The following is a 24,910-nucleotide window of genomic DNA, read 5'->3' on the forward strand; positions in this document are numbered from 1 at the left end:
AGTTGCATTTTGGTAAACATTGTTTTTTTGCGAGATTAAGCGTATTGCGGAATAATATTGCTACAGCTGTAGGACCAATACTACCAAGCCTCGGTGTAATCCAACCTGCCACCTTGGTAACACTTTCATCGACATCCAGCAGTAATTTCTTACCATCCCATGAAATTCGGTCTTTTCATCGATAGCAACAAAGATAAAGGTCTATCATATGTCGGTCCTCGTCCAATGATAATGATCCAACTCGCTATCCGCATTACTGACTGTATTCTAGAAGAATATAATGCCGCCGCTAATAATCCTACAGCGGCACCTCCACTACAGCCAATTATATTGGTACTATCATATTCTAGGAAATCAAAGGGATACCACCTTATAAATTCAACATATTGATACTTTATTCGATGGTTAAAAACTGAGAATATCATGTCTTGTTAGAAGATTTTCTCATCAAATTCTTTACTCAATAACAGAGTAATGCCATTCTTTTTGTACTTTTTCAAAAGACTGTTCCATTTCTTTTCAGCTAATAAGACAATGCCATCTTGAATGATGGAAACTTTGAATCCCCGTTTTAAGGCTCCCTTTGCTGTAAAATAGACGCACCCTTCTGCATCTAAGCCAACAAGATATAACTCATTAATGTGATTTTCTTTTATAAATGATTCAAAGTTTGGGTTGGAAAATGCATCTGGCATGGGCTTAGCAAAACAGTGATCAGATGCAATTTTGACTCGTTTATCAAATTCCGTTCCTGGATTTCCTTTTACCGCTGTGCCATGACCAAAAACTTTGGATATCATCCTGCCAAAGAAACCGTCAAATTCTTGTTGGATATATACAATAATGAGATTTTTCCTGGCAGCCATTTCAATTATTTTATTTACTGTTGCAATCAATCTTTCAGAGTCTTTGTAGGGGAAGGGAGGTTTTGCCATTGCTCCGGTATAATCTTCCTGAATATCTATCACTAATAATGCTTTCTTTTCCACTTCTAAGTTCTCCTCTTTTGAAAAAAATCAGTATTTGAACCAAACGAACGATTATAAAATATATTCTAACTGGCAATCAAAAGGTTCTTCATCTAATAATTGCTTATTAATCTCCACTGCTCGACAAAAGAAACATCTTTAAGTATCCAAGTGTTGTCTTCTTTTCTCCAACTTTTTTAACTTCTTGATACCGATTAAAATTTTTGTAATTCATCTATATTCAACTTCCTATACATCGGGTTCATATGATTCTCCTGAGTGATTTCTATGTGGTGACAATATGACAAGAGCATAGTATACAGTCATCTGCAAGAAATATGAATAAAACAGAGCATACACCTTTAATTGGCCAAATTTAACTTCTAACATTTTGGACACAGCAAACCGGCTTTCCCTTAAGAATTTCATCAACGCATTGATTACATGAAACACATCTTGCTTTTGCCTTTTTATTAATTTTAAAATCGTTAATCAAGCCTGGTTCTGAGAGTAATGGACGGCATAACGATATAAAATCGGCCTCTTTATTTTGAATTTTCTCCTCCATCAAAGACAGCGTTTTAAAACCACCAACCATCATAATCGGAACATTGGTTTCACCTTTAATTTCGCTCGCCCAATTTCCAAAGTATGCTTCTTGGTTGAGACTATTAATCCGGGGTCTAAACTCAGTTTCTTCATACGATTTTCCTCTTAACCCCTGGCTGATTTCCAACGCATCAAATCCTATATCTGCAAGTACTTTGGCGGCTTGTTTGCCCTCATTGAACTCAAATCCACCGGAAAAACCATCTTGAACTCCCAGTTTAATGAGTATTGGATAGTCCTCGCCAACTTTTTTCCTAATGTCGGTGTATATTTCGCGATGAAAACGCAGACGGTTTTCCAGGCTGCCGCCCCATTGATCATTTCTATGGTTTGTAAAAGGGGAAAGAAATTGCATTAAGAGGTACGCATGAGCGCCATGAACCTGGATAGCGTCAAACCCGGCCTCTCTTGCTCTTACCGCCGCATCTCCAAAGGCCTGAATGATCTCCCATATTTCACTTTCCGTCATTGCGCGATACTTGCCTTTATAGTGTGGATCATCTCCAATAAAAGAAGGAGCGAGAGGAGTATAATTGGGCGGTAAGAGGTTTTCTAATAAGGCAGCATCTCTTCCGGCATGAAAAAGCTGCAATGCAATTTTGGTGTCCCGATCATGAACTGCTTTTGTTAGTTTCTTATAGCCGTCAACAAACTCATCTCCTGCAATCGAATTCTGGAGCGGTGATACTTGACCCGTAGGATGAACATAAGCTATGCCTGCAATAATTAGGCCTACGCCCCCCTCTGCAAGTTCTGAAAAAAATTTAATTTGTTGATCAGTTACATGACCGTTATCAGCAAGACCATCATAAGTAGCCGACCTGACAAACCGGTTTTTAAGAGTCATCTTCTTTATGCTTATAGATTCAAACAAAATACTCATAATTTTGCCTCCTTCTACCGTCTAGCAGTATATTCGTTTTCTTGACCCGGATAGTTACTGCCCCTTATCCCTTCTCTCCCAGTCTGACCGCAGAATAGCATATTGCTTTACGTCCCAATACCGGCCTTTTGCAAACATTTTTTCACGAGCAATCCCTTCAAAGCTCATGCCGACTTTTTGCATGACTCTACCTGATTTTTCGTTAGGTAAAGCATGACAACACTGAACACGATTCAATTGCATATCGTTAAAAACAAATTGTAATATCCTGTTTACCGCTTCCGGCATAATACCTTTACCCCAGTAAGAACGTCTTAGAACATATCCCAATTCTGCCCATCGATTTTTCTCATCAGAATAGACAAAACCCAAGACGCCAATAAGTTTTCCTGTCTCTTTCAAGACAATGCCCCAATCGCCGGCATCGTCTTTTGCATATCTGTCCAACGTAAATTTTATAAACTCGCGGGAATCTTCTAGACTCTTATGCGTATCCCATGTCATAAATTTCGTTACTTCATTATCCAGGGCATATGCGAAAATATCCTCCGCATCTTCCGGTATCAGTTTTCTTAGTAGTAATCGCTTAGTCTCAAACTGCGGCGTATTGCGAAAAAAAGGTTCACACATAGCCTCACTCCCCTCCGCCTTGTGAATCAGACAATACTACAAATATTAAAGTAATGAGCATCAGATAATTAAGTGATCTTGGTATGCACATACATCAGGTACTGCGTTCAAATATCAAAGGGAATTATAAATCACCATTAACAAATAACTTCATCTCCAATCAACTATTTTATCGTCCATATGTACTACAAATTCCTTAGACCTTATTTCAGTAGTTTGTTTATAAACACTCGCTGAATCATTTAATTTTCCCTCAATTCCAAAAGCCGTTTTGGCAAAGCCGATCTCTTTTATTGCCTGCCCCATAGCCTCTCTTTCATTAGGGCTAAATAATTTCACTGGGTTTCCAATTGCCACGGTATAAGGTGGCACAAAGAATCCCTCCGGGATCACAGTATTTGAGTGTACCAAGGCACCCACTGTTATGACGGCACCAGAATGAATTGCCGCTCCTTGCAATACTGTTGCACCTGTAGCGATATATGCTTTGTCTGCAACCTTACATCCTAGAAGTGTGGCATGAGGTCCTATAAATACATTATCGCCTATCTCTACAGGATGCTCCGATGACGGGGAGGATACGGCTCTAATTACGGCATTTTCACAGATAATAGTACATTCACCTATATTTACTTTTGAACCTTCGGAATTAACAACTGCCCCATACATTATTCTTGAACGTGAACCTACAGTAACATTTCCTACAACTACAGCTGTGGGAGTTATAAGTGTCGATTCATCAACTTTAGGGCTTACATTTCGATGTTTAATCCTCATTAATATTACCTCCAATTTGTAAGGATTATTTTACGCTAAATTATTGGTGGCGTATGATCATTCATTTCTAAAGCGAATAGCACGGGAATCAAATCCGGCTCCAAATATCATTATCTGTTCAACATTCTCGTCAATGTTTTTAAACATAGCATCAATGAATTTTGTTCAAGCGATAAGATATTCATAATTTCCCGTAGCTTTAAAAAAACATTTTTTTAATAGCTTCCGGGAAAAATCATTCTTAACCATTAAATTGAGAAATGAATGTACCATTATAGGGGCAATAAAATCATCGTTTTTATAATTGGAGTCTTTTTCGTAATACGATATTGTCCGCGTTAAGCACGTTCCCTGCGCGGTTATGGATACTTTTGTTTCAATTCTATTATTCATAAATATCGCCTCTTCCAAGCTACGAATTTCATACTGCATTTTTTGCTATTATCCCGCTATATTTTATCATGAGGACAAAACCGGTTTAATATGGGACCTATTTTTGACTCAATCTTTTATCCATATATGACCAATCTTTGTTCGTGCTAGAGAAATCGTCTTTTTCCTGTTCAGTGGTTTGCCGCAATACGAATTCACAATATTCATCGCCGCAAGGTAGGGCTTTAGTATGGATTAGTTTGCTGTTTTGATTAAAAGCCATGTATTTAGCTGGATCTACAAAACAATAGTAGCGCCCAATTTTTCCTTCTCCCAGTTCATTCCATAGCTCTCCCATAACACAACCGTAAGCCCTTATTCTCTTTTCTCCATCTACCTCTACCATTTCCGTACCATCATGCATACCGTACAAGGGCAGATCCTCCCGGTAATTTTCCGGTTTGTTGTCCAAGCCTTGTGATATTACCGCATTCTTCGCCTCCTCACCAATTCTTCTCCCGTAATCTTTTATGGATTTTAAAATTAGCTCCGTTCCTTTTTCCTCTCCCAATTCGTTAATTAAGGTCTTGGCAAACGAGAGATGTCTCTTAAATATTTAAATATAGCCGATGTAATTTGATCCGTGCGTCCATCGTGGTGAATTGCCACTTCACTCCAATAGAAGCTGCATTGCAGGCAGTTTTCTTGACACTTCCACCTTTTCTCTTTTTTTAGTGTCCAGTTTATCATACCATTTCTCTTATTCGGTAATATGTAAAGCATTAAAGCCGTCGGTTTAGGCTATTTAGATTTTTTAATATTATATCTGTCTTTTTGGCTGAAATAGGTGATGTCGGCATAACCTGCATAAATTTTTCCGGAATGCCTGATTCCTGCCGGGATAAAGTAATTGTCTCCCTTAATAAAGGTCTTGGCAACACCATCTATTGTTAGATCTATTTTTCCTTCTAAGACGACTCCCCATTGACTTTCATGGGAGTGTTCCGGCAAATCGACATCTTCATTAAAATTCATAAAAATGATTTGATGATTATCGCCCTGAGAGAGATAAGCTGTTATTCCTTTCAGCGGGATGTCGGCCTCCGGCAGTTTTACTATTGATTCGGGAAAAAGCATAGGCAGATGCCTCCTTACAGTAATGTTTACTTTTATGTTCCGATCTTGTTATCGGACGGGAAATCTTATCTTCACAAGGAATGCTTTGCTTCTTATAATTTCCGTAGCATTATGTTTTGAACGGAATGATCATATCGTTTCTCAATAATCAATCGTGCACGATTAATAGTTGGATAAATATTTTCCTTTAAGTTCACTGCATTTATTTCTTCCCATACTTCTTTTGCAAAATTAGTAGCTTCATCCTCAGATAGCTTTGTATATTGATGAAAAAATGATGTTTTGTCTTGAAATGCAGTGCGACGTAGCGTCTGAAATCGTTCGATATACCATCTTTTTATATCCTTTTCCTCTGCATGAACATAAATGGTAAAATCAAAAAAATCGGAAATAAATACATATGGCTTACCATTATTTTTCCTACTTTGAGGAGTTTGTAGAACATTCGCACCTTCTACTATCAATATGTCTGGCTGATCTACTAGTTGGTATTGGTCAGGAATAATATCATAAGATAAATGCGAATAAACCGGTACCTTTGTTTCTATACGACCGGATTTAACTTCTCGCAAGAATTCGATTATTCGACGAACATCGTAACTTTCAGGAAACCCTTTTCTCTTCATTATACCTCGCTCTTCTAATAGCTTGTTTGGGTATAAAAAACCATCAGTTGTAACTAAGCTAACTCTTGGCTGAGTCGGCCAACTAGCTAATAATGCCTGAATAATTCGAGCTGTTGTACTTTTCCCAACAGCCACACTACCTGCAATTCCTATAATGTATGGAACCTTTTTTTGTAAAGCACCCAGAAATGTATTGGTTACTTCATAAAGTCTCCTAGTTTCTAAAACATACAAATTTAAAAGCCTAGAAAGGGGCAAATAAACTTTCACTACTTCCTCTAAAGAAATTTGCTCATTAATTCCTCGCATTTTAGCTAAACCCTCTTCAGAAATAGTAAGCGGTGTAGACATTCTCAATGTTTCCCAGTTTTCCCGAGTAAAAGATATATAAGGAGATGTTCTAGAATTATTCATAATTAATCTATTCCTCTCTACACTAAAGTATATTCCACTCCACAGCCTCGGCTAATAAAGCGAATTAGCAAGAAACCAATCATATAGTTCATTGTTTTTATACACACCGGCAATATAGTGTCCTTGGTCTGGCAAAACAGTGAAACGTGGCGAACCTCCTTGCTTCCGTAATGCAGTAATCATTGCTTCAGCATTTTTCAGTGGAAGAATAGGATCATTTTCACCATGGAAAGCCCATATCGGCATAGAAAGCAGCTGTTTATTCCAATTATCGGGAATAACTGGATTTGACGCTAATGGAGCGATCGCCGCGAAGTACTCCGGATGCTGACATGCCAGATACCACGTCCCATTCCCGCCCAAACTTGTTCCTGTCAAATAAACTTGCTCTTGATCGATACGATATTTACTCAACACATCATCAAGCAGTGCAGTCAGAATATCTGACTTATCCATCCAATCTTCCCCTTCAGGACATTGTGGTGCAAGAACAACGAATGGAAAATTCGCACTTTGCTCAGCAACCCAGGGAGGTCCATAGCTTTTTACAAGTTCTAAATCTTGCCCTCGTAAAGAACCTTATGGCGGCGTTATTGCCGGATAATACAGACTATCCCCATATATAAACTGTATAAATGTCCAAAAATAAAACTCAGGCCGGACCCCCTGGGAACCTGGGTTACTGTTTGCTTAATGGTTCTTATCGGCGCTATGAAATAGGCTAAACGTGCCGTTTCCATTCTAAAAGAATTTTTTGGCTGGAGACGTTACTACACTACAATGCCATTAAATGTTATTAGACCGTTGTGAGGATCTCAAACAGGCCTGCTTTATATGGCGGGAAATAGCGGTTACTATTTCCCGCCAAACCCCTGTGGGGAGATCGTGCCCCATTCCGTCAATGATCAATAAATTTGCCCCAGGAATTACGCGAGCTGTATCTTTCCCCGCTTCGACTGGGATCAGCGGATCACCGGACCCGTGTATTACGAGTGTTGGGGCTTTAATGGATGAAAGCGATGCTGTTCTATCGCCACAGGAAAGAATAGCCATATTTTGACGCGCCATTCCCTGTGGGTAATATGAGCGGTCATAGCTCTTCTCTAGGTATGTCCGGGCTCTTTTTTCCTCAAATGGAAAACCGGGACTCCAAATCTTTCGCCATACATTCATATTGTGTTCAATATATGCTTTGCGCTCCGTTGGCGGCGGTGCGACAATAGCGGCTATCGCGTCCGGCTTTCCCTGTGGAAGATTGGGATTTCCCGTGTTTGACATGATTGAAGTCAGACTCAAAACGCGCTGTGGATGCCGATAAGAAATAACTTGGGCTATCATGCCGCCCATCGAAGCGCCGCAGATATGCGCTTTTTCAATGTGCAAGGCATCAAGTAACCCCACACAGTCGTCTACCATATCGTCTAGGGAATATGCCGCTGCAACGTGCTTTCCTTCCATAGCGGCTTTGATTGCAGCCATAATATCCGGGACTCCAGCTTCATCAAATTTTGTCGAAAGACCAGCATCGCGATTGTCAAAACGAATAACGAAAAACCCCGTTTTCGCTAATAGTTCGCAGAACTCGGCGTCCCAGAAGAGCAGTTGGGCACCATTGCCGGCGATTAATAATAAGGCTGAAGAAGACCTATCGCCGAAAGTATCATACTCAATCTGAATTCCATTGGCCGTCACATTAGGCATTGTTTTCTCCTCCCTGCATCATTCTCCAATATCCCCGCCTTACCGTTTCCGGCGTTCCATTAGAATATCATAAAACATTTTCTTTTCAGTAATTGCTTTAATTATGCCTGGCTTATCTTGTTCCGTAGCTATTTGCAATTGTTCTTCTAAACTAGTGATTTCTTTACGTAATTCCATTTCTGGTGGAAGCGATCCCCTGGCACGGTGTGTTCAACCCTGCTCCTATACTTGTTCCTGTTAAGTAAATTCCCAGGCTAATTTTATTGGTCATCTTGCTTTACCAATATACTATCAACATACTTTTTAACTTCTCGTATATACACTTCATCCGGAATAAATTTTTGTTCTAACAATTCCATTGTTTTTGCTGTCAATTTTCGATTGGCGGCAATTTCCCTGCCTGCGGTTTCCAAAGTCTTCAGATAGTTAGAGACAACCATGCCCACCTCATTTTCCCGAACACTCAAAAGCGCACCCTGGGGAACATATATTTCACCAATTATCTGTGCATTGAGATTACGTGCATGCCGTTTAAGCCAATGTGAGATTACCTGGAAATGTGATCTTTCCGGAAAACCACAATTCGCCATCATGACTAACTGTGGGGCCGCTTTCGTTGTTAAATGACGGCATTCTCCTTCCCTATCTTTTCCCCAATAGGGGCTGGCTGTTACCATGAGTCGGTCTATAAAAGTCTTTAGCAAACTGGAAATATTGTCAAAATATAGAGGTGTCGCCAAAACACGAACATCCGCATCTTCGATGAGAGATATAATTTCCGCCATATCATCCTTGATGACACATTTCCCTGGCGTTTTAAACCAGCAGGCCTTACACGCCGTACAATATTTAATTTCTTTTTCCGCTAAAAAAATATTTACAGTTTCTGCTCCAGTTTCCTTTGCTCCCTTTAAGAAAGCAGAAACCATAATATTCGTATTGCCAATGCTTCCGCGATGGCTGCCGTTAATCACTGCAATTTTCATTGAATCACACTTCTTTCATTCTGTTTTATTGTCGCTTCTATTTCAACCGGGGAAATAAATTTACCGCATTATCCCGGTATATGGCACGCCGCTGCTCATTCGTAAGCAGGTCCGTTTTGTCTAATGCGTCCGCTAAGTAAATACAACCAACTACTGGCGTGTAGGGATAATCACTTCCATATAACAAATGCTCAGTTTCTACCAATGACAACAGCGCATCCAATTGTCGGGGTAGGCAGACTCCTGCCACATCATAATACAAGCCCCGCAACGCGTCATATACATCTACGCTGTTTCCCCCAACTTTCAACATCTGTAGAGCGGTATGAATTCGATCGGCAAGGATCGGCAAAACGGCACCGGCATGAGGAACAACAATTTTAACGTCAGGAAACCGCTGCAACGTTCCCTTTAAGATCATATTCATGACCGCACGGGTAGTATCAAAAAGGAATTCCATAAAAGGCATCGGAAAATTTTCCAGAACATGTTCCGGAACAGCGCTGGGCATGTTAGGATGAAGGACAACGACTGTCTTACGCTTATTTAATTCTTCAAATATAGGATCCAAACAAGGATTCCCCAGATAAACACCCTGCGTATTAGTAGGCAATGTGAAGCCATCAGCATGCAAAACATCTATTGCATATTGAATTTCCTCTACACTGGTCGCTACATCAGGTAACGGCAAAGAGGCAAGCAAACCAAATCGGCCCGGATATTTCTGCACAAGTTCTGCTCCGTCTTCGTTCACTTTTCGTGCCAGGATTTTGGCAGCATGATGATCGCCAAAATTAATATGCGGTGAGGTAATCGATAACATGGTAGTGGAAATGCCCAGTTGTTCGGCTACTTTCAAATGCGTTTCCGGATCCCATTCGGGAGTTGGAAATCCATCAGGATTTTCTTCGCCGCAGTTCAATAATGCATCCCGATAAGCTTGCGGCACATAATGAACATGGATATCAATTTTGGGTACGCCGTTTCCTGTATAGTTTTTAATTATGCTTTCCATATTCCTGTCCATACGCTTTCTCTCCTTTATCAATTAAACTCCATCCTATTCCTGCTTCACAATCCTGCCCATCCTAATGTTCCCGAGCCCTGTCGTTTTTTCAGGTTAAAATAATTACTGAACCGCATCTTCTAATTGGGTTTGCTAACTGTATTTTACTGATACTGACCACAAATCGTACTGCCTTGCTCTCTTTGTACCAACATGACAAAAACAGTACAGCAATTGCAATGTCATAATATTCCTTTCTATAGAATCTGTCAATACAATATTATCCGATAAGAAGCTGAAGTACACCTCTTAGACTGGTTGCTCCAGCAATCAACAGCACCAGATAATGCTGCTTGCTATTTTGCTTTTTTGCTTTTTCTATTGTAATGAATATTGACACATGCTAAAAAGTGGTATATTCTAAATCTGAATTCCCCAGTACCCATTCTGTCATTCCGGTACAAACTAATTGAGGTGATAATCATTTTGCGTAATCGAATTCTCATGGCCGCAGCCGACGAGATGAAAACCCGCGGTGTAAAATTTACAATGAGCGACCTGGCACGGCGTCTTAGTCTCAGCAAAACTTCTTTATACGAGCACTTTGCCTCTAAAAATGAACTTGTGCATGACATTTTAGCTACAGCCATCCAGGACGTTCAAAACCAGGAACAGGAAATCTACAGTAACTCCGGATTATCCGTTGCGGAAAAAATTCAGGCCTTGCTTAAAGTCGCACCAAAAGTGTTCGGCCCCATAAATAATCATAGTCTTTATGATGACCTTCGTCATTATTATCCTGAGGAATGGCAGTTGGTATCAGATTTCCGCCAGGAACAACTGAATCACCTGACATCCCTTATCGTCCAGAGCATTGAAAATAACTCGCTTCGTCCCATCAATGTATCTGTACTCAAGCAAATCGTAACCAGTGCGATGAATGATCTATTCAACTACCGGTTTCTTGAAGAGAGCAATATGACACATGCGGATGCGTTATCGGCAATGGCGGATATAATCATGTTCGGACTACTCCCACCTAATCAATGAGATACCCTCTGGTATTTTAAATCGCACAAAAGTGCGATTTAAAAATACCCTTTTGTACCATCGATACCGAAAATGTAATATGGGTACAAATATACTTATCCATCTTTCTCCAAAACATCCTTAACAGCCGCTTTGTTCAACGTCAACCGACCTGGTGATCAGGAGGACTAATGGAAATGTATACTATCATTCACGGCATCCCCGTCATGGCCGACCCGGCATTACCAAGAGAAGAAATCAACGCGCTTATTTCCGATCTCATCCAAACATGGACATGGGAAGGCAGACAACTGGGAAAAGTCGAGCTGGTTAGCGATGGACAATTAATCCATGTCTGCTGTTATGAAAAACCTTCGATCCAGTATTTCCCCTTAAAAAGTAACAAAAGCGAGGTGTAAAATCATGCAACAATTTTATTGGCTGACTAAAGTGTCAAAAAAGCAATTATATTATAGTTTAACTGCGACAGTACTGGCATTGTGTATTGTCGGCGGAATGGCATGGAATGAACATCGTCAGACCAAAGCTGTTGCCGATGATATTACTGTGGTCCGTACAGCCGTAATCGGCGTTGCAGCAGCCGCGCAAGGATATACGTATTCTGGGGAAGTCCGCGGACGATACGAAAGTCAGCTGGCGTTCCAGGTCAGTGGAAAAATAATAAAACGGAATGTGGAACTGGGCAACGTAATAAGCGCCGGCGATGTACTGATGCAGATCGATCCCAAAGATATTCAGCAAACCGTAAACAGCAATTCAGCCCAGGTATACTCCGCCGAATCACAAGTCCGGCTGGCTGAGAGCAATCTGAACCGCTACCGGCAACTCTATGAACAAGGCGCTGTCGGCCGCATGGCCTATGATCAATATGTCAATGCTTATGAGGTGGCCGTAGCAACGGTGCGGCAGGCTTCGGCCCAGTATGCACAGGGTGCCAATCAGCTTGATTACAGCCTGCTGCGCGCCGACAAGCCAGGCGTCATTTCCGGCATTACCGTCGAAATCGGACAGGTGGTCAGCGCCGGACAATCGGTGCTGACCATTGTGCAGGATGGTGAACGGGAAGTGGAAATCAGTGTTCCCGAAAACCGGATAGAAGAACTGCGCAAGGCACAGCAAATCAAAGTGGCATTTTGGGCACTGTCTAATGTAACGGTGGATGGCAAGGTAAGGGAAATTGCGCCCATGGCTGATCCGGCAACGCGTACTTATAAAGTGCGCATTAGTTTGCTAAACCCGCCGCCGGAAATGAAACTGGGCATGACGGCTGCCGTCGCCGTACTGGGCGGTGATTCACGGCAAACTGTAACGATTCCGCTGGCATCCATTTATCAAAACGGCGATACACCGGCCGTTTGGGTAGTAAGCGGTGATGCGATTACCCTACGGCCCATTAAAACCGGCAATTTCGGCGATGGAACCATTCAGGTGCTGCAAGGCTTACAGCAAGGTGACCGGATTGTAACAGCCGGAGTGCATAAACTCAAAGAAGGACAAAAGGTGAAGGCAGGCGGTGAGTCCTTATGAAACATTTCAACCTCACCGATTGGGCGCTGAATCACAAGCAGTTTATTTATTTTTTTATCGCCCTCTTCTTCATCGCCGGCGTATTTTCTTATAAAAATTTGGGCCGCATGGAAGACCCTGATTTCACGATAAAACAAATGGTTGTTGCCGTTGCCTGGCCGGGGGCAACGGCCCGCCAAATGGAAGAACAAGTTACGGACAAGATTGAAAAGAAGCTGCAGGATTTACCAGGACTTGACTATTTAAGCAGTTATTCCACACCTGGAACCGCCGTGATTTACGTAAATCTAAAAGACGCGGTTCCGAAAAGCGAGATCCGGTCGAGGTGGCTGGAAGCGCGCAATATGGTCAATGACATCAAAAGCACTTTTCCTCAGGGTGTTAGGGAACCGATGTTTAATGACCGTTTTGATGAAGTATACGGTGTCATGTATGCGCTTACCGGCGACGGCTATACCTATGAGGAATTAAGGGAAAAGGCGGAAAAAATCCGCCGCATTCTACTGAGCGTGCCTAGTGTGAGAAAAGTCCAGTTGCTCGGCGTGCAAACCGAAAAAATTTATATTGAGATGGAAAATAGCAAACTGGCCCAATTGGGCCTCGATCCCGCCATCATTACTTCTACCTTGCAAACGCAAAATGCAATGACTCCTGCCGGAATGCTGGAAACATCGTCAGATAATCTATATGTAAGGATCACGGGCATGTTTGAAACCATGAACGATATCCGCAATACGCCCATTCAGGCAAATGGGCGCATCTTCCGCCTGGGGGACATTGCGAAAGTAACCCGTAGTTATTCCGAACCGACAGATCCGAAGTTTTTCTACAACGGGCAGCCGGCTATCGGCATTTCCCTAGCCATGGAGCCTGGCGGCAATATTCTCACACTCGGTGAGAACTTGGAAAAAGCCATCGAACGCATAAGAAAAGAACTGCCTGCCGGACTGGAACTTAATCAGACCGTCAATCAGCCGAAAATCGTGGAAACCTCTATCAATGAGTTTGTCGAATCACTGGCGGAAGCTATCCTTATTGTCCTGATTGTGAGTTTTGCCAGTCTGGGCATGCGTTCGGGTATCATCGTGGCGCTTTGCATTCCGCTGGTCATTGCAGCAGTTTTTACTTTTATGAACCTGCTGAATATTGACTTACAAAGAATATCGTTGGGCGCTCTCATCCTGGCTTTAGGTCTGTTAGTCGATGACGCGATTATCACCATCGAAACCATGGTCGTCAAAATGGAGCAGGGCTGGGACCGCTTTAACGCCGCCTGCTATGCGTATACGTCGACAGCCTATCCTCGCCTGACCGGGGAACTCATTACCTGCGCCGGCTTTATCCCGGTCGGTTTTTCCCAGGGAACCGCTTCGGAATATTGTTTTACTATTTTCTCAGTGATAACCATCGCCTTGCTTACTTCGTGGTTAGTTGCCGGTACAGCGACACCGTTGTTAGGCTACTTGTTCATCAAAATTAAACCACAGGCTGTAAAAGAAAGCGGTCACGCTGTGTATGATACCAAATTCTACCGCTGGTTTAAGCAAATTTTGTCATGGTGCTTACAAAACCGAAAAAAAGTACTGATCGCCACCGTAGTAAGCTTTATCGGTTCAATTGGCCTGCTCGGCTTTGTTAAGCAGGAATTCTTTCCACCCTCCACCCGCCCAGAACTGATTGTTCAACTTAAGCTGCCTGAGGGGGCTTCCCTAGAGTCGTCGGAAGAAGTGGCCCGCCAGTTTGCTGAGCGCATACAAAAAGATCCCGATATTGCCTACTACACCTATCATGTTGGCGAGGGCGCCCCGCGCTTTGTCCTGAGTTTTGAGCCCGTTTTTCCGAGAGCGAATTTCACCGAGTTTATTATTGTTGCCAAAGATCTAAGAGCTCGTGGCGCCTTGGCCGGAAAAATCAATACACTGTTACATGAAGACTTTAGCAGCGTTCAGGGACATATCAAGGTGATCGCCAGTGGTATGCCGTCAGACTATCCGGTTATGCTGCGGGTTAAGGGATATGATCATGATAAAGTCCGGGAAATCGCCGGCAAGGTACGGGACGCTATTTCGGCACACCCCGGCGTAAGCAATGTAAGCTTTAACTGGGATGAGAAGAGCAAAGTCATGCATTTGGAGATTGATCAGGATAAGGCGAGAAAGTTAGGAATGAGTACCCAGGCATTGTCTTCCTCTCTCCAGGCCCAGTTATCCGGAGCAACAATTGCTGAATTTCAGGAAAGTGATAAAACCGTAAGCATGCTGTTTCGATTTGACGCGCAAGACAGGAACAATCCTTCCCGTCTTAAAGATTTGAATATTCATATTGGCAATGGAAAGTATGTTCCTCTTGACCAAATCGCCAAAATCAGTTACGACGCAGAAGAAGGCCGCATTTGGCGTCGTGATTTAAAACCGATGGTTCTGGTGCAGGCTGAGATCCGGCCTGGAATTACAGGGAACAACATTGCACAGCAAGTGTATGAAAATGATCTTAAAGAATTGCGTGCCAGCCTGCCTTTGGGATACAGCATTGATTATGACGGAGCAATGGAAAACAGCATAAAAGCTACCGGATTTCTCAAAGCCCCGGTACCGGCGATGGTGATTACCATTATGATTCTTTTAATGATCCAACTGCAAAATATACCAAAAATGGTACTGACCCTGTTAACTGCGCCGCTTGGCATCATTGGCGTGGCCATCGGCCTTATTCTTACGGGAAGTCCGATGGGCTTCGTTGTACAGCTGGGAATCCTGGCTTTAGCCGGCATTATTATGCGCAACTCGGTCATATTGATGGATCAGATTGATCAATTGCTTGCGGATGGATCGCCCATGTGGGACGCGATTATTGACGCGACAGTCATCCGGCTGCGTCCCATTCTACTAACGGCGGCAGCAGCCATACTGGGGATGATTCCTCTAGTATCAAGTGTTTTCTGGGGACCGATGGCCGTCGCTATTGCCAGCGGGTTGTTTGGGGCAACGATATTGACGCTGTTAGTCCTGCCGGTCATGTATGCCGCCTGGTATAAAGCCGACTGCTCAGCTTCTTCGAATGATAGCTTGAAATTGCAGGGAACTGCTGCAAACCAGAGCATACATCTCCACAATAAAAGCGATTTATAAGCCGGATAGGGGTGAGCAGTATCATGAGATGCCTGAAATATTTATCCCATATCGCCATGCTGGCAGTCAATCAAATAACGTATTGGTTTGGGGTTCGTAATGAATGCGTGTGCAATGAATGTGGGGGTGCGCGGGATGCTCTTGCTTTAGTATGCACAGAACTCAGGAACGCTTTTAGCAAATAAATATGAGCAAAATATGCAAGTATCAACGACTGAGCATACTTAAAAAGCACGCCGCCGGCGTGCTTTTTAAGTAATCCTATAATCGGTATATACGAACAAGAAGATCCGCATATATACGTTGGTTTTCAGGCTTGTTTACATCCATCCCAAAAATATCCACGGCTCTTTTTCCTAATAGTACGGGAAATACCATATATCATGATATCTTCCCATCTCTCGGGGCAAATAACCTGTCCCTTCATCCCCTTGAGCCATATCGTCAGCGTGGTTTTCCTTTGCTTTAACTCAAAAAGCACTCAAAGCGTGGATCATATTTGGATGGGATAAACTCAATAACCTCATACTCTGCTGCTCCATTAATATAAAACGGATCTTGTTTGATTATTTCCCATACTTCTTCTTCACAGCTCGCTTTAGCAATAATAACTCCACCAACTCGTGGATTTCTACGCCCAGAGGCAATAAACTTCGATTGATTGTAAAACCGATCCAGAAACTCAATATGCGCTGGTATTAATTCATCAAGATACTCCAATGGTTTAAGATAGTTCAAAATCATAAGAAACATCAATATTTCCCCCTTACTATTTACTTATTCTATTTTAAAGAATTATCGCAATCTACCCGATGGTCATATATAACCTGACATTATTCTTGTTCCTTATATGACCACTCCCTAATCTTACTTATTTGTTCGGTAGTTAACCCAAGGATTTGCAAAAATTCTTGATGTTTGTCCGGAAATTTTTTTTCGAATTGATTATGAAGCCTCCACTGGGCCTTCTCATCAATACCTGCGGACTGCATTAACCCAGTTAGCGAATCCTTTTGAATTATACTCACCCGTTCTAGCAGTCGGCTATCCTGTAGAAGCTTAATAATAAAATGTTGCTGCTGCCTCAGCATAGCAATTTCTTCATTTATTTCTTCTAATTTAGCTTCCAAACTTACTGCAGCGATGCATTTTTTGCTATCTAATATTTCTTTTATATGTTGAAGTGAAAGTCCTGTTTGACGATAGCTCGCAATCTGTTCCAGACGCTTACAATCTTCTTCAGAGTATATACGGTAATTACCATTGCCTCTCTTTATGGGAGATAACAAGCCGATTGAATCATAGTAAAGCAGCGTACTTCGTGACAGATTAAACTTGCGCGCTAATTTACCAATCGTATATATCATATCTCCACTCCATTCTCAAAAGCCAATGACACAGGCTCCAAATTTAAAAGTTCCTTTTGCAAAACCATCTTATTTTAGATGAGGTCTCTTTATCGCACTTTTACAATGCTTTCGAAGTTTTTTCGGTTACTATATAACAATACTACTCCAAAAACCATTAAGCAACTTCCTGCAACAAAAAATAATAATCCGGGTGTCATATAATTCAAAAGTAAACCAAATATCCCAATCGAAATAGGTAAAGAAATATTCCCGGTTGTTGAAAACACGCTAAAAACCCGTCCGGACATTTCTGCCGGGACGCAAAGCTGTGCGATTGTACGCCAAAGCACACTTGCAATAGCTATACAGCTACCTATTATAATGCAAACTATTACATAAATTTCTACTAATTCGATATGTATTAACTGTAGTGTTCCAAGTGCTAAAATCCCTAATCCCATACACACAATAGCATAAGAAAGGTACAGTTCACTAACGCTTTTGCGTACATATTTCGAAATATACCCTGCCCCAATAATCATACCCCCGCCAATGGCAGATTGTAGCAATCCCAAATTATTAATCCCATTTCCATCCAATAATTTAGCAAGAAAAGGCATTATCACTACAATACTTCCAACAAATACATGAACGATAGCAATCACGGTCACAATTACTAATACACGCATATCTGCCCGAATGAAACGAAACCCTTGTGTCAGACTATAAATAACAGATTCCTCTGTTTGAGATTCAATTGTGGTCATACACAAAAAAAGCTCAGCAATTCCCGATATTATATAGGAAATTCCGTTAAATATAAGCACACCTATATAACCTACCAAGACGATACTAGAGGACCCTAGCAATGGACCAATTATCGACACAGCCCCTACTACCATTTGGCTCAAAGCATTTGCTTGCTGGAGTTTGTCTTTTTCAACAATAACTGGTATGACAGACATTGTAGTTGGGTTAAATAATGCGGAACAGAGTGAAATACAAAGTGCTGCCACATAAATATGCCATATTTCCAAAAGCTCCGACTGAAATAGAATAGCAAGTGTTAATACAATAATTCCCCGAACAAAATCAGACACAACTAATATTTTCTTTTTGTTCCATCGGTCAATATACACACCAGCCACTGGACCAAAAATGAGCTCGGGCAACATCGCGATAACAAGAAAAGAACTAACAAGAAATGGTGATTTAGTTTTCTCAAGCAACCACCACATCAGTGCAATGTTATACGCTTTATCACCTAACTGAGAAACTATCTGACCGAACAACAGTAAACAAAAATTTCGATTGATTAAGAACATATTACCTAGCCTCCTAGATCCATTTATGCTTGCAGTTTCTTATTTAAAAGGATAAACTGTGAAGTTATAGTCAGGTCAATACGTTTTTTTACAATAAAAAAAGATAACCCTAAGTCCCAGATGGAACCTTAGGTTATCTTTAAATAAATTCTCCCCATCGCACTGCCAGTATAGATTCTTGGATACGCTCTTGAAATCAACCACTAAATCTGTAAAATCATCCAAATGATTCCTAAAAAAAGAATATGCTCCTGCAGGATAAAATCGAATGGCATAAATTTGATTTTAAGGAAAAGTCAGGTAAAGTGACAATTGGCTTGGACATCGTACCGACAATAAAACTATTGTAGTCATTCGTTTGTTTATTTACTTCAAAAATAATGTCTAAGCAACCATCGGAAATAATTATTTCTTTACACTATTTATTCGTTCCTCAAGACTATACAGTGCGGGGGACACCCAATAACAATTTATAACCTGGCAAAGTTCTTTGCAAGGTTGGTACTCAGAATATAACATTCTATCCTTGGTAAACATAGCAAGGTTCAATGGTTTAAAATCAATAAATATACTTTGTTTCATAAGACAACCCCACAATATTTTATATTTGTAGTCAGGCTTCTTCCTCCCTACTTATTACTGTTCCACACCATATATGGTCATATTGATACGGTATGCTGAACAAAATTATGCTATATTGTCATGGCCGGGATCAAATATAATAGAATGCCGCTGAAAAATGCAACAACAAGTCCAGGCTCGGCTGGAGTGCCGTCTTTTAAGGTGAACTCGCCAACGAGACGCCCCAGCCAAAATATTGATACACCTAGAAGAAGGGTTTTCCCAAGACCATGAGTCAGTAATTCGTGGGAATACTGAACGCTAATATATGCTGTTAGGAACAAGAATATGATGACGGCTACATTCAACATTTGAATAACCGCACGATTGCTGGGGGACATGCGAGGCAGTTCTTCCCGCCAGTTTAAAAAACCAAAATTCCAGAACTTTATATGGAAAAAACCAAAACAAAAATGATAGATTCCTCCCACAATCAACAGAATCAATGGAATACTCATAAAATATCCTCTCCCTATACCATTAACTTAACTAGTTTGTAATATCATATGAACTTACAACATTCTCTTCTCTTTATTAAATGCCAAGTCCTGCTAATTTTCTCATTAGGAATTATTTTTCCAAGACAGGTTTTGGTATAATTTTAGCCTTGTTTACTAGATTCGCGGTGGCAAAATATGATGGAATAATAATTCCAAATCATGATTGACTGGCTCCACGGATTTTTCAATTTTCATCCGTAATAAGCTTCCCTGCCAGCAGTCCCAAACCAAATCGGCCAATTGCTGAGCTGGCAAATCACTTCTTACGTTCCCCATTTCCTGTCCCACGAGCAGACGCTCCGCTAAAATTGATTTGAATTTACTTATAGATTGCTGCAATGCCATTCGACATTCTTCACTAGTCTCACTAATTTCAGCCGCAAGATTGCCTAATAGGCAGCCTTTTTTTATCTCGGTACATCGATATTCTTCAGCAATCGCTAAAAATGCTGTATGTAAAGCCTTATAATAATCTTCCTTTTGGGTTTCCGCAACTAGGATATTTGCCCATCTTTCAATACTTATGTCAGTATAATAACGAATCACTGCTACGCCGAAATCTTCTTTACTTGAAAAATAATTGTAGAAAGATCCTTTGGGAATATCGGCTAATGTGGCTATTTCTTGGATACCTGTCGCATTAAAACCTTTTTGTTCAAAGAGTGACAAGCCAACTTCTAATAAATTTTGTTTTGTTTTTTCTAAATCTGCACTTTTTTTCCTCGCCATATGGTACCACCTCGTGTAATCGTATCTTTCTGCTTTTTTGCCAGTCCATTGTACAGATAGGAGAAGAGACAGATCAGCCTGCCTCTTCTTCTGTTCAATGCGCAATTAGTGTGACACCTATTAAGATAATGTTTTTTCTGCACCAAGTTCAAAGGGAATTAGTTCATCGATTCTATCTTGATGTGTTTTTGTTGCCCATGCTGGATCTGCCAGTAGAGCTCTCCCCACTGCTACTAAATCAAACTCTTTCTTCTGTAATCTTTCAATGAGAGGGGTAAGGCTTGTAGTCTTGGCACCTTTCCCTTCCGTGAAAAAGTCGATAAAGTTATTATCAAGACCAACAGATCCAACCGTAATGGTTGGTTTTCCTGTTAATTTCTTCGTCCATCCCGCTAAGTTCAAAGGTGATCCTTCAAATTCTGGTTCCCAATAACGCCGCGTTGAGCAATGAAAAATATCTACTCCTGCATCTACTAGCGGCGCTAAAAATGCAGTAAGCTGTTCTGGAGTCTCTGCCAGTTTTGCGCTATAATTTCCTAACTTCCACTGAGAATAGCGAAATACTATCGGAAATTCTGATCCTACAGCCTCACGACACGCCCGCACAATTTCAACGGCAAACCGGGTACGCGCAATCAGGTCTCCACCGTACTCATCCTGACGCTGGTTCGTTTTTCCCCAAAAGAACTGATCAATTAAGTATCCATGGGCACCATGAATCTCAAGACCATCAAATCCCAGACTTTTTGCATCACTTGCCGCTTGCCCAAATGCCTTGATGATCTGATCAATTTCAGAACTAGTCATGGGTTCCATTACCTTTTTCCCTGTAGCTACATCAATCCCTGATGGACCAATCGGCGAGGCAGTTGGATTCGGATTATCACCATCCATTTGACGTGCCATTCCTACATGCCACAACTGAGGAATAATCTTGCCCCCTGCCTTATGAACGGCATCCACAACATGTGACCAGCCACGCAGCGCTGCTTCCCCATGAAAATTAGGTCGGCCCAGGCCTTCTGCTGCCGCAGGGTGATTAATTAATGTACCTTCGGTAATAATCAGCCCTACTTCATTTTCTGCCCGCCTTCTATAATATCCTGCCACATCCTTGCCAGGTACACCATTAGGGGAAAATCCTCTTGTCATTGGAGCCATGGCAATTCGATTCGCTAGTGTCAAATTCCCAACCGTTACTGGTTGATATAAAACTTCTAGATCATGATTTCTTATTTTTTCATTGTGTTCCATATATATCTCTCCTTATAATAGCTAACGGCATTTCTTTGACTATACGCCGTTGGCAAGCGCTGGATTTCATCTTTACCAAAAATAATTTTTGTCGGATTTGAAAATTGAAAATTTTGCACATTAACAACTCCTCAAAATATTTTTAAATTGGTATACTTTCCCTTAATTATACGACTGGTCATATTCATTGTCAATTATGGTTTCTAATGAAGACAGGAAATTCACCGCTATGTCAAATCTAAAGAAAGGCTACCCATAATCGATTAATATGGGTAGCCTTTCTTTAGATTTGCTCAATCCAGGGGATCTATTCAGATCTCTCATTCATGCTCTAACGATTATTGAATAGGGATATTGCCCTGCTTTGCCTGAACGTTATCTGATTTTAGCAAGGTAACAGTAAGAACGCCGTGATCAAATTTGGCATCAATTTTATCCTCTTGAATATTGTCTATATAAAAACTCCGTTGGAACTGACCGAACCGTCTCTCCCGACGGACATAATCTTTTTCACTTTTTACTTCTTGCGTCTCATTTCTGTTCGCACTAATTGTTAAATAATTATTGTCATAACGCAGGCTTATATCTTCTTTATTAATACCAGGTAGATCAGCTTCTAGTACATATTGATTGTCAGTTTCTCGCAGATCTACTCGAAATGAACTGGGGAAGTTATCTACATTCTCAAATAGGGCTTCAAAATCATCTCCTAAAAAATTTCGTGCAAACTTACTCAGTGCATTTTTTTGATGTCCATGATTTTGCCCATAAGGCCGTAAGCTAAACATATTGATTCTCTCCCTTCTTTCTGTTTATATCATCATTTAGTATGCTTACTCCATCTTATTTTATTCAAATGCTTGGCCGCCAGTATACCGATATCATCTGGCACTTAGCTCGGTTTCTTGAATGCCTACCCCCGAGTCGTGCACGACAATCGTAATACATGGTTTCGGCGCTGCTGTCATTGTGAGCAAAACACCTACCCTGCCACCAGCAGGAGTATATTTAATTGCATTATCAACCAGAATTAAAAGTAATTGATTCATCCTCTCGCGATCGGCCAAAACAGGAACCGCATCACCACTGCTCTCTCCTTATTCGGAAGATAAAACTTTTTCAGTTGCGTAACGAAAAGTCAAATCGTTACGAATTTTGGCAAACATCTTGAACCACCCTATTTTTCTAGCACCAATGATGATATTAATTAGTGATTGATATCATAATAGTTCCATCCTTTATCACTCTTCATCAGTTGAGGGTTGAACTTAGCTGCTTCTACCAAAAATATTCCTTTTTGCGTGTCCGGTACCACAATCAGACTGTTTGGGGACTGCGTCATAAAATCGGCTAGTCCTTGGATTGGCATGGTATATTTACTTGACCAGTCTAATTCTTCAGACTTGCGCAAGGGCAGCACACTTGATGGTTCAAGCTTCACCGCGATATTGTCGCTATAAAATACCTCAGAAGTACTGTAGAACTGATACATGCCAATATCTCCTCTCCCCAAGCCAGCGATATTTTCTGCAATCCCTTTTCCTGACCGACTTTCGGCCATGGCGGGAAACACAAATAGGCAAAGGATGATATAAGAACCCAATTGGCATAAACAAAGCAATTTAAAAACATAGGCTGTCGTCCGACCTCTTAACTTGTACCAAAGTAATAACAGGAATAGCAGCAGACTACCTACGGTCACAATAAGCCCCAAACCAGCCAAATAATGATAAGCCACGACTATATATACAAGCAGCAGCAGCACAAATGGAACCCCAGCCCAATAGATAATTGCCATTGTTCTCCTCTGGACAAGCATTCTCTCTAGGTGTACAGCTGTTACGATTGCTACTGGAAAGACGATAGGGAACGTGTAGGTCAGGTATTTGGTAGCCATCAGTGAATAAAATCCAAAATAGGCTGCTGCCCATAGGAAGAAAAACAACAGCAATGGAGAGGATTGAGACCTAAAATCCTTACATCCCTGTATCAAAGCTTTTATGGCTAAAGCAGACCAAGGCAGCATACTTAGTACAAATACGGCAATATAGTAGTAGCTCACATTATCCTTCGGATGCTCCGAAACGGTTGCGCGAAGATAGTTGTGCACACCAAAGAAACTATTGATAAACTCAGTGCCATGCATGGCGTACATCGCAGCATACCAGGGCAGCGCCACAATTGCAAAAAGGAAAATACCCGACGGTATGAACAGTTCTTTTAGTTCTGACCAATTGCGCTGCACAGCTATAAAAAACAGCATGACTAGTCCAGGCAGCAAAACGCCGACCGGCCCTTTCGTCAATACAGCCAAAGCCATACTGACATATGCAATCCGATACCATCGCTTCTTGGTACCATCCATTTCTACATATCCCAGATAAAAAAAACATAGAGCTGCACAATTAAAGACAAAGAACACCATATCCGTAATAACCAGCTTTGCCAATACTATATATTCGAAGGATGTTCCCATAATCAAGACCGACAAAGCAGCTGCCTTTTGTTTGACGATCTTAGTCGCAAACCAATACATCAGCACTAGGCCTGCGGAGGCAAAAAAAGCTGGTGCTAAACGTGCCGCCCATTCCGAAAACCCAAACAGTTGGAAAGCGATGGCCGTAACCCAGTAGAAAAATACCGGCTTATCAAACCAGATAGTCCCATATATCCTTGGTGAGATCCAGTCCGCCGTCAGCACCATTTCTTTCGCTGTAAGGGCATAATTTGATTCTACTGGATCGGTGATGGGCATGATATGGTTGAAAAACATATAGAAGAAAAATGAAATTAGGAATATTCCCAAGCACTTCTGCTTGAAACCTATCAACGCATCTACTGCGGCAGATGTTTTTACATTCATTGTAGCCCCTCCCCTAAAAATAACAAATCAATCTCGAACAAAAAAGACTTTATCCTCTTGAACAGTTAATACGCGAAGCTTACTCTGGATTGTCGGAGACAGCTTCTCATATTTCTTCTTTTGTACAATAAAGTAAGCCTTACCGGTCTTGTCCAGAACCGTCGCCTCTAATTTATCAGAGTCTAGTTCAGTGCCTGCCATACCGCTGTAATACACGAAACCAGGCTGGTAAAATTTAGCAATATATACCAGGGTTTGTCCGTCATAATATTGCTTGAATTCATTGACAAACTGCTTTACAGAAACCGAAGGCGTAACAAGGGGAAGGGTTTGTGTCATTAAAAAGGCTGTAAATACGATCATTCCCAGGACATGAGTGGCAAATACTGCACGAAAGTTATGGCGAAAGCTCTGAAACAGAACAAAAGTGGTCAGCAGCAATAAAATTCCTGCTA

Annotated in this window: 28 protein-coding genes and 2 pseudogenes; 5 read left to right on the forward strand and 25 right to left on the reverse strand. The window is 41.4% G+C overall.

Annotated elements, in window-relative coordinates; translation table 11 throughout:
• The 15 genes and pseudogenes from LMF89_RS26380 to LMF89_RS22415 all read right to left on the reverse strand — a co-directional run.
• The coding region (locus tag LMF89_RS26380) for a Rossmann-fold NAD(P)-binding domain-containing protein (protein WP_439651953.1) at positions 1 to 166 on the reverse strand (166 nt) is incomplete at its 3' end.
• A 265-nt stretch (positions 167 to 431) separates the two neighbouring features.
• Complete coding sequence (locus LMF89_RS22355; RefSeq protein WP_229537022.1) at positions 432 to 989, reverse strand: cysteine hydrolase family protein; 558 nt, start codon at positions 987 to 989, stop codon at positions 432 to 434.
• 355 nt (positions 990 to 1,344) lie between these two features.
• On the reverse strand, positions 1,345 to 2,460 hold the full coding sequence (locus tag LMF89_RS22360; RefSeq protein ID WP_229537023.1) for an oxidoreductase: 1,116 nt from the start codon (positions 2,458 to 2,460) through the stop codon (positions 1,345 to 1,347).
• 54 nt (positions 2,461 to 2,514) lie between these two features.
• Positions 2,515 to 3,090, reverse strand: a complete 576-nt coding sequence (locus LMF89_RS22365; protein ID WP_229537024.1) for a GNAT family N-acetyltransferase — start codon at positions 3,088 to 3,090, stop codon at positions 2,515 to 2,517.
• Positions 3,091 to 3,240: 150 nt separating this feature from the next.
• The gene (locus tag LMF89_RS22370) at positions 3,241 to 3,867 is read right to left on the reverse strand and encodes a gamma carbonic anhydrase family protein (RefSeq protein ID WP_229537025.1); all 627 of its coding nucleotides are present in this window, start codon (positions 3,865 to 3,867) and stop codon (positions 3,241 to 3,243) included.
• Between the two features lie 57 nt (positions 3,868 to 3,924).
• Positions 3,925 to 4,023 (reverse strand): hypothetical protein, encoded by a 99-nt coding sequence (locus LMF89_RS26385; protein ID WP_369412688.1) that lies wholly within the window; start codon positions 4,021 to 4,023, stop codon positions 3,925 to 3,927.
• A 9-nt stretch (positions 4,024 to 4,032) separates the two neighbouring features.
• The gene (locus LMF89_RS22375) at positions 4,033 to 4,260 is read right to left on the reverse strand and encodes a hypothetical protein (RefSeq protein ID WP_229537026.1); all 228 of its coding nucleotides are present in this window, start codon (positions 4,258 to 4,260) and stop codon (positions 4,033 to 4,035) included.
• A 97-nt stretch (positions 4,261 to 4,357) separates the two neighbouring features.
• Positions 4,358 to 4,855, reverse strand: a complete 498-nt coding sequence (locus LMF89_RS22380; RefSeq protein WP_369412689.1) for an L-2-amino-thiazoline-4-carboxylic acid hydrolase — start codon at positions 4,853 to 4,855, stop codon at positions 4,358 to 4,360.
• A 185-nt stretch (positions 4,856 to 5,040) separates the two neighbouring features.
• Positions 5,041 to 5,376, reverse strand: coding sequence for a cupin domain-containing protein (locus tag LMF89_RS22385; protein WP_229537028.1), 336 nt, complete (start codon positions 5,374 to 5,376; stop codon positions 5,041 to 5,043).
• Positions 5,377 to 5,468: 92 nt separating this feature from the next.
• The gene (coaA, locus tag LMF89_RS22390; protein ID WP_229537029.1) at positions 5,469 to 6,416 is read right to left on the reverse strand and encodes a type I pantothenate kinase; all 948 of its coding nucleotides are present in this window, start codon (positions 6,414 to 6,416) and stop codon (positions 5,469 to 5,471) included.
• A gap of 51 nt (positions 6,417 to 6,467) precedes the next feature.
• Positions 6,468 to 6,905 (reverse strand): annotated as a pseudogene (locus LMF89_RS22395) (carboxylesterase family protein); the annotation flags it as partial.
• Between the two features lie 297 nt (positions 6,906 to 7,202).
• On the reverse strand, positions 7,203 to 8,117 hold the full coding sequence (locus LMF89_RS22400; RefSeq protein ID WP_229537031.1) for an alpha/beta fold hydrolase: 915 nt from the start codon (positions 8,115 to 8,117) through the stop codon (positions 7,203 to 7,205).
• 39 nt (positions 8,118 to 8,156) lie between these two features.
• Positions 8,157 to 8,294, reverse strand: coding sequence for a hypothetical protein (locus tag LMF89_RS22405; RefSeq protein WP_229537032.1), 138 nt, complete (start codon positions 8,292 to 8,294; stop codon positions 8,157 to 8,159).
• An 83-nt stretch (positions 8,295 to 8,377) separates the two neighbouring features.
• Positions 8,378 to 9,103, reverse strand: a complete 726-nt coding sequence (locus tag LMF89_RS22410; protein WP_229537033.1) for a flavodoxin family protein — start codon at positions 9,101 to 9,103, stop codon at positions 8,378 to 8,380.
• Positions 9,104 to 9,140: 37 nt separating this feature from the next.
• Positions 9,141 to 10,130 (reverse strand): amidohydrolase family protein, encoded by a 990-nt coding sequence (locus LMF89_RS22415; RefSeq protein ID WP_229537034.1) that lies wholly within the window; start codon positions 10,128 to 10,130, stop codon positions 9,141 to 9,143.
• 465 nt (positions 10,131 to 10,595) lie between these two features.
• Here LMF89_RS22415 and LMF89_RS22420 point away from each other — a divergent pair, with 465 nt between their 5' ends.
• The 5 genes from LMF89_RS22420 to LMF89_RS22440 all read left to right on the forward strand — a co-directional run bounded on the left by LMF89_RS22420 (position 10,596) and on the right by LMF89_RS22440 (position 15,999).
• Positions 10,596 to 11,159 (forward strand): TetR/AcrR family transcriptional regulator, encoded by a 564-nt coding sequence (locus LMF89_RS22420; protein WP_229537035.1) that lies wholly within the window; start codon positions 10,596 to 10,598, stop codon positions 11,157 to 11,159.
• A gap of 176 nt (positions 11,160 to 11,335) precedes the next feature.
• Positions 11,336 to 11,557 carry a hypothetical protein gene (locus LMF89_RS22425; protein ID WP_229537036.1) on the forward strand — a complete coding sequence of 74 codons (222 nt, stop codon included), beginning with the start codon at positions 11,336 to 11,338 and terminating at the stop codon, positions 11,555 to 11,557.
• Positions 11,558 to 11,654: 97 nt separating this feature from the next.
• A complete protein-coding gene (locus LMF89_RS22430; RefSeq protein ID WP_439651954.1) occupies positions 11,655 to 12,686 on the forward strand; it encodes an efflux RND transporter periplasmic adaptor subunit in 1,032 nt (343 codons plus the stop codon).
• A complete protein-coding gene (locus LMF89_RS22435; RefSeq protein ID WP_229537038.1) occupies positions 12,683 to 15,814 on the forward strand; it encodes an efflux RND transporter permease subunit in 3,132 nt (1,043 codons plus the stop codon). The genes LMF89_RS22430 and LMF89_RS22435 overlap by 4 nt, the downstream gene beginning before the upstream one ends.
• 23 nt (positions 15,815 to 15,837) lie before the next feature.
• Positions 15,838 to 15,999 carry a hypothetical protein gene (locus LMF89_RS22440; protein ID WP_229537039.1) on the forward strand — a complete coding sequence of 54 codons (162 nt, stop codon included), beginning with the start codon at positions 15,838 to 15,840 and terminating at the stop codon, positions 15,997 to 15,999.
• 280 nt (positions 16,000 to 16,279) lie between these two features.
• Here the strand turns inward: LMF89_RS22440 and LMF89_RS22445 are convergent, their stop codons facing one another.
• The 10 genes and pseudogenes from LMF89_RS22445 to LMF89_RS22490 form a co-directional block, all read right to left on the reverse strand.
• Positions 16,280 to 16,567: a YciI family protein gene (locus LMF89_RS22445; RefSeq protein WP_229537040.1), complete on the reverse strand. Its 288-nt coding sequence runs from the start codon at positions 16,565 to 16,567 to the stop codon at positions 16,280 to 16,282.
• 80 nt (positions 16,568 to 16,647) lie between these two features.
• Positions 16,648 to 17,181: a MerR family transcriptional regulator gene (locus tag LMF89_RS22450; RefSeq protein WP_229537041.1), complete on the reverse strand. Its 534-nt coding sequence runs from the start codon at positions 17,179 to 17,181 to the stop codon at positions 16,648 to 16,650.
• A gap of 89 nt (positions 17,182 to 17,270) precedes the next feature.
• Entirely contained in the window at positions 17,271 to 18,488 is a 1,218-nt protein-coding gene (locus LMF89_RS22455; RefSeq protein ID WP_229537042.1) for an MFS transporter, read from the reverse strand.
• Between the two features lie 692 nt (positions 18,489 to 19,180).
• The gene (locus LMF89_RS22460) at positions 19,181 to 19,567 is read right to left on the reverse strand and encodes a hypothetical protein (RefSeq protein WP_229537043.1); all 387 of its coding nucleotides are present in this window, start codon (positions 19,565 to 19,567) and stop codon (positions 19,181 to 19,183) included.
• 156 nt (positions 19,568 to 19,723) lie between these two features.
• Entirely contained in the window at positions 19,724 to 20,338 is a 615-nt protein-coding gene (locus LMF89_RS22465; protein WP_229537044.1) for a TetR/AcrR family transcriptional regulator, read from the reverse strand.
• A 120-nt stretch (positions 20,339 to 20,458) separates the two neighbouring features.
• Positions 20,459 to 21,592 carry an NADH:flavin oxidoreductase gene (locus LMF89_RS22470; RefSeq protein ID WP_229537045.1) on the reverse strand — a complete coding sequence of 378 codons (1,134 nt, stop codon included), beginning with the start codon at positions 21,590 to 21,592 and terminating at the stop codon, positions 20,459 to 20,461.
• Between the two features lie 338 nt (positions 21,593 to 21,930).
• Entirely contained in the window at positions 21,931 to 22,380 is a 450-nt protein-coding gene (locus tag LMF89_RS22475; protein ID WP_229537046.1) for an Hsp20/alpha crystallin family protein, read from the reverse strand.
• A gap of 93 nt (positions 22,381 to 22,473) precedes the next feature.
• Complete coding sequence (locus LMF89_RS22480) at positions 22,474 to 22,641, reverse strand: ATP-binding protein (RefSeq protein ID WP_229537047.1); 168 nt, start codon at positions 22,639 to 22,641, stop codon at positions 22,474 to 22,476.
• A gap of 158 nt (positions 22,642 to 22,799) precedes the next feature.
• Positions 22,800 to 24,455 carry an ArnT family glycosyltransferase gene (locus tag LMF89_RS22485; RefSeq protein ID WP_229537048.1) on the reverse strand — a complete coding sequence of 552 codons (1,656 nt, stop codon included), beginning with the start codon at positions 24,453 to 24,455 and terminating at the stop codon, positions 22,800 to 22,802.
• 27 nt (positions 24,456 to 24,482) lie between these two features.
• Positions 24,483 to 24,910, reverse strand: a pseudogene (locus LMF89_RS22490) (ArnT family glycosyltransferase); the annotation flags it as partial.

Origin of the sequence: Pelosinus baikalensis, assembly GCF_020819555.1 — a bacterium.
Classification (GTDB): domain Bacteria; phylum Bacillota; class Negativicutes; order DSM-13327; family DSM-13327; genus Pelosinus; species Pelosinus baikalensis.

Excerpts from the sequence above, each read along its gene's own strand:
- LMF89_RS22465 (WP_229537044.1), bottom strand. The coding sequence starts at position 20,338 with ATGGCGAGGAAAAAAAGTGCAGATTTAGAAAAAACAAAACAAAATTTA.
- LMF89_RS22475 (WP_229537046.1), bottom strand. The coding sequence starts at position 22,380 with ATGTTTAGCTTACGGCCTTATGGGCAAAATCATGGACATCAAAAAAAT.
- LMF89_RS22450 (WP_229537041.1), bottom strand. The coding sequence starts at position 17,181 with ATGATATATACGATTGGTAAATTAGCGCGCAAGTTTAATCTGTCACGA.
- LMF89_RS22485 (WP_229537048.1), bottom strand. The coding sequence starts at position 24,455 with ATGAATGTAAAAACATCTGCCGCAGTAGATGCGTTGATAGGTTTCAAG.
- LMF89_RS22370 (WP_229537025.1), bottom strand. The coding sequence starts at position 3,867 with ATGAGGATTAAACATCGAAATGTAAGCCCTAAAGTTGATGAATCGACA.
- LMF89_RS22415 (WP_229537034.1), bottom strand. The coding sequence starts at position 10,130 with ATGGACAGGAATATGGAAAGCATAATTAAAAACTATACAGGAAACGGC.
- LMF89_RS22435 (WP_229537038.1), top strand. The coding sequence starts at position 12,683 with ATGAAACATTTCAACCTCACCGATTGGGCGCTGAATCACAAGCAGTTT.
- LMF89_RS22405 (WP_229537032.1), bottom strand. The coding sequence starts at position 8,294 with ATGGAATTACGTAAAGAAATCACTAGTTTAGAAGAACAATTGCAAATA.
- LMF89_RS22440 (WP_229537039.1), top strand. The coding sequence starts at position 15,838 with ATGAGATGCCTGAAATATTTATCCCATATCGCCATGCTGGCAGTCAAT.
- LMF89_RS22470 (WP_229537045.1), bottom strand. The coding sequence starts at position 21,592 with ATGGAACACAATGAAAAAATAAGAAATCATGATCTAGAAGTTTTATAT.
- LMF89_RS22455 (WP_229537042.1), bottom strand. The coding sequence starts at position 18,488 with ATGTTCTTAATCAATCGAAATTTTTGTTTACTGTTGTTCGGTCAGATA.
- LMF89_RS22480 (WP_229537047.1), bottom strand. The coding sequence starts at position 22,641 with ATGAATCAATTACTTTTAATTCTGGTTGATAATGCAATTAAATATACT.
- LMF89_RS22445 (WP_229537040.1), bottom strand. The coding sequence starts at position 16,567 with ATGTTTCTTATGATTTTGAACTATCTTAAACCATTGGAGTATCTTGAT.
- LMF89_RS22360 (WP_229537023.1), bottom strand. The coding sequence starts at position 2,460 with ATGAGTATTTTGTTTGAATCTATAAGCATAAAGAAGATGACTCTTAAA.
- coaA (WP_229537029.1), bottom strand. The coding sequence starts at position 6,416 with ATGAATAATTCTAGAACATCTCCTTATATATCTTTTACTCGGGAAAAC.
- LMF89_RS22430 (WP_439651954.1), top strand. The coding sequence starts at position 11,655 with ATGGCATGGAATGAACATCGTCAGACCAAAGCTGTTGCCGATGATATT.
- LMF89_RS22385 (WP_229537028.1), bottom strand. The coding sequence starts at position 5,376 with ATGCTTTTTCCCGAATCAATAGTAAAACTGCCGGAGGCCGACATCCCG.
- LMF89_RS22425 (WP_229537036.1), top strand. The coding sequence starts at position 11,336 with ATGTATACTATCATTCACGGCATCCCCGTCATGGCCGACCCGGCATTA.
- LMF89_RS22410 (WP_229537033.1), bottom strand. The coding sequence starts at position 9,103 with ATGAAAATTGCAGTGATTAACGGCAGCCATCGCGGAAGCATTGGCAAT.
- LMF89_RS22400 (WP_229537031.1), bottom strand. The coding sequence starts at position 8,117 with ATGCCTAATGTGACGGCCAATGGAATTCAGATTGAGTATGATACTTTC.
- LMF89_RS22460 (WP_229537043.1), bottom strand. The coding sequence starts at position 19,567 with ATGAGTATTCCATTGATTCTGTTGATTGTGGGAGGAATCTATCATTTT.
- LMF89_RS22365 (WP_229537024.1), bottom strand. The coding sequence starts at position 3,090 with ATGTGTGAACCTTTTTTTCGCAATACGCCGCAGTTTGAGACTAAGCGA.
- LMF89_RS22375 (WP_229537026.1), bottom strand. The coding sequence starts at position 4,260 with ATGAATAATAGAATTGAAACAAAAGTATCCATAACCGCGCAGGGAACG.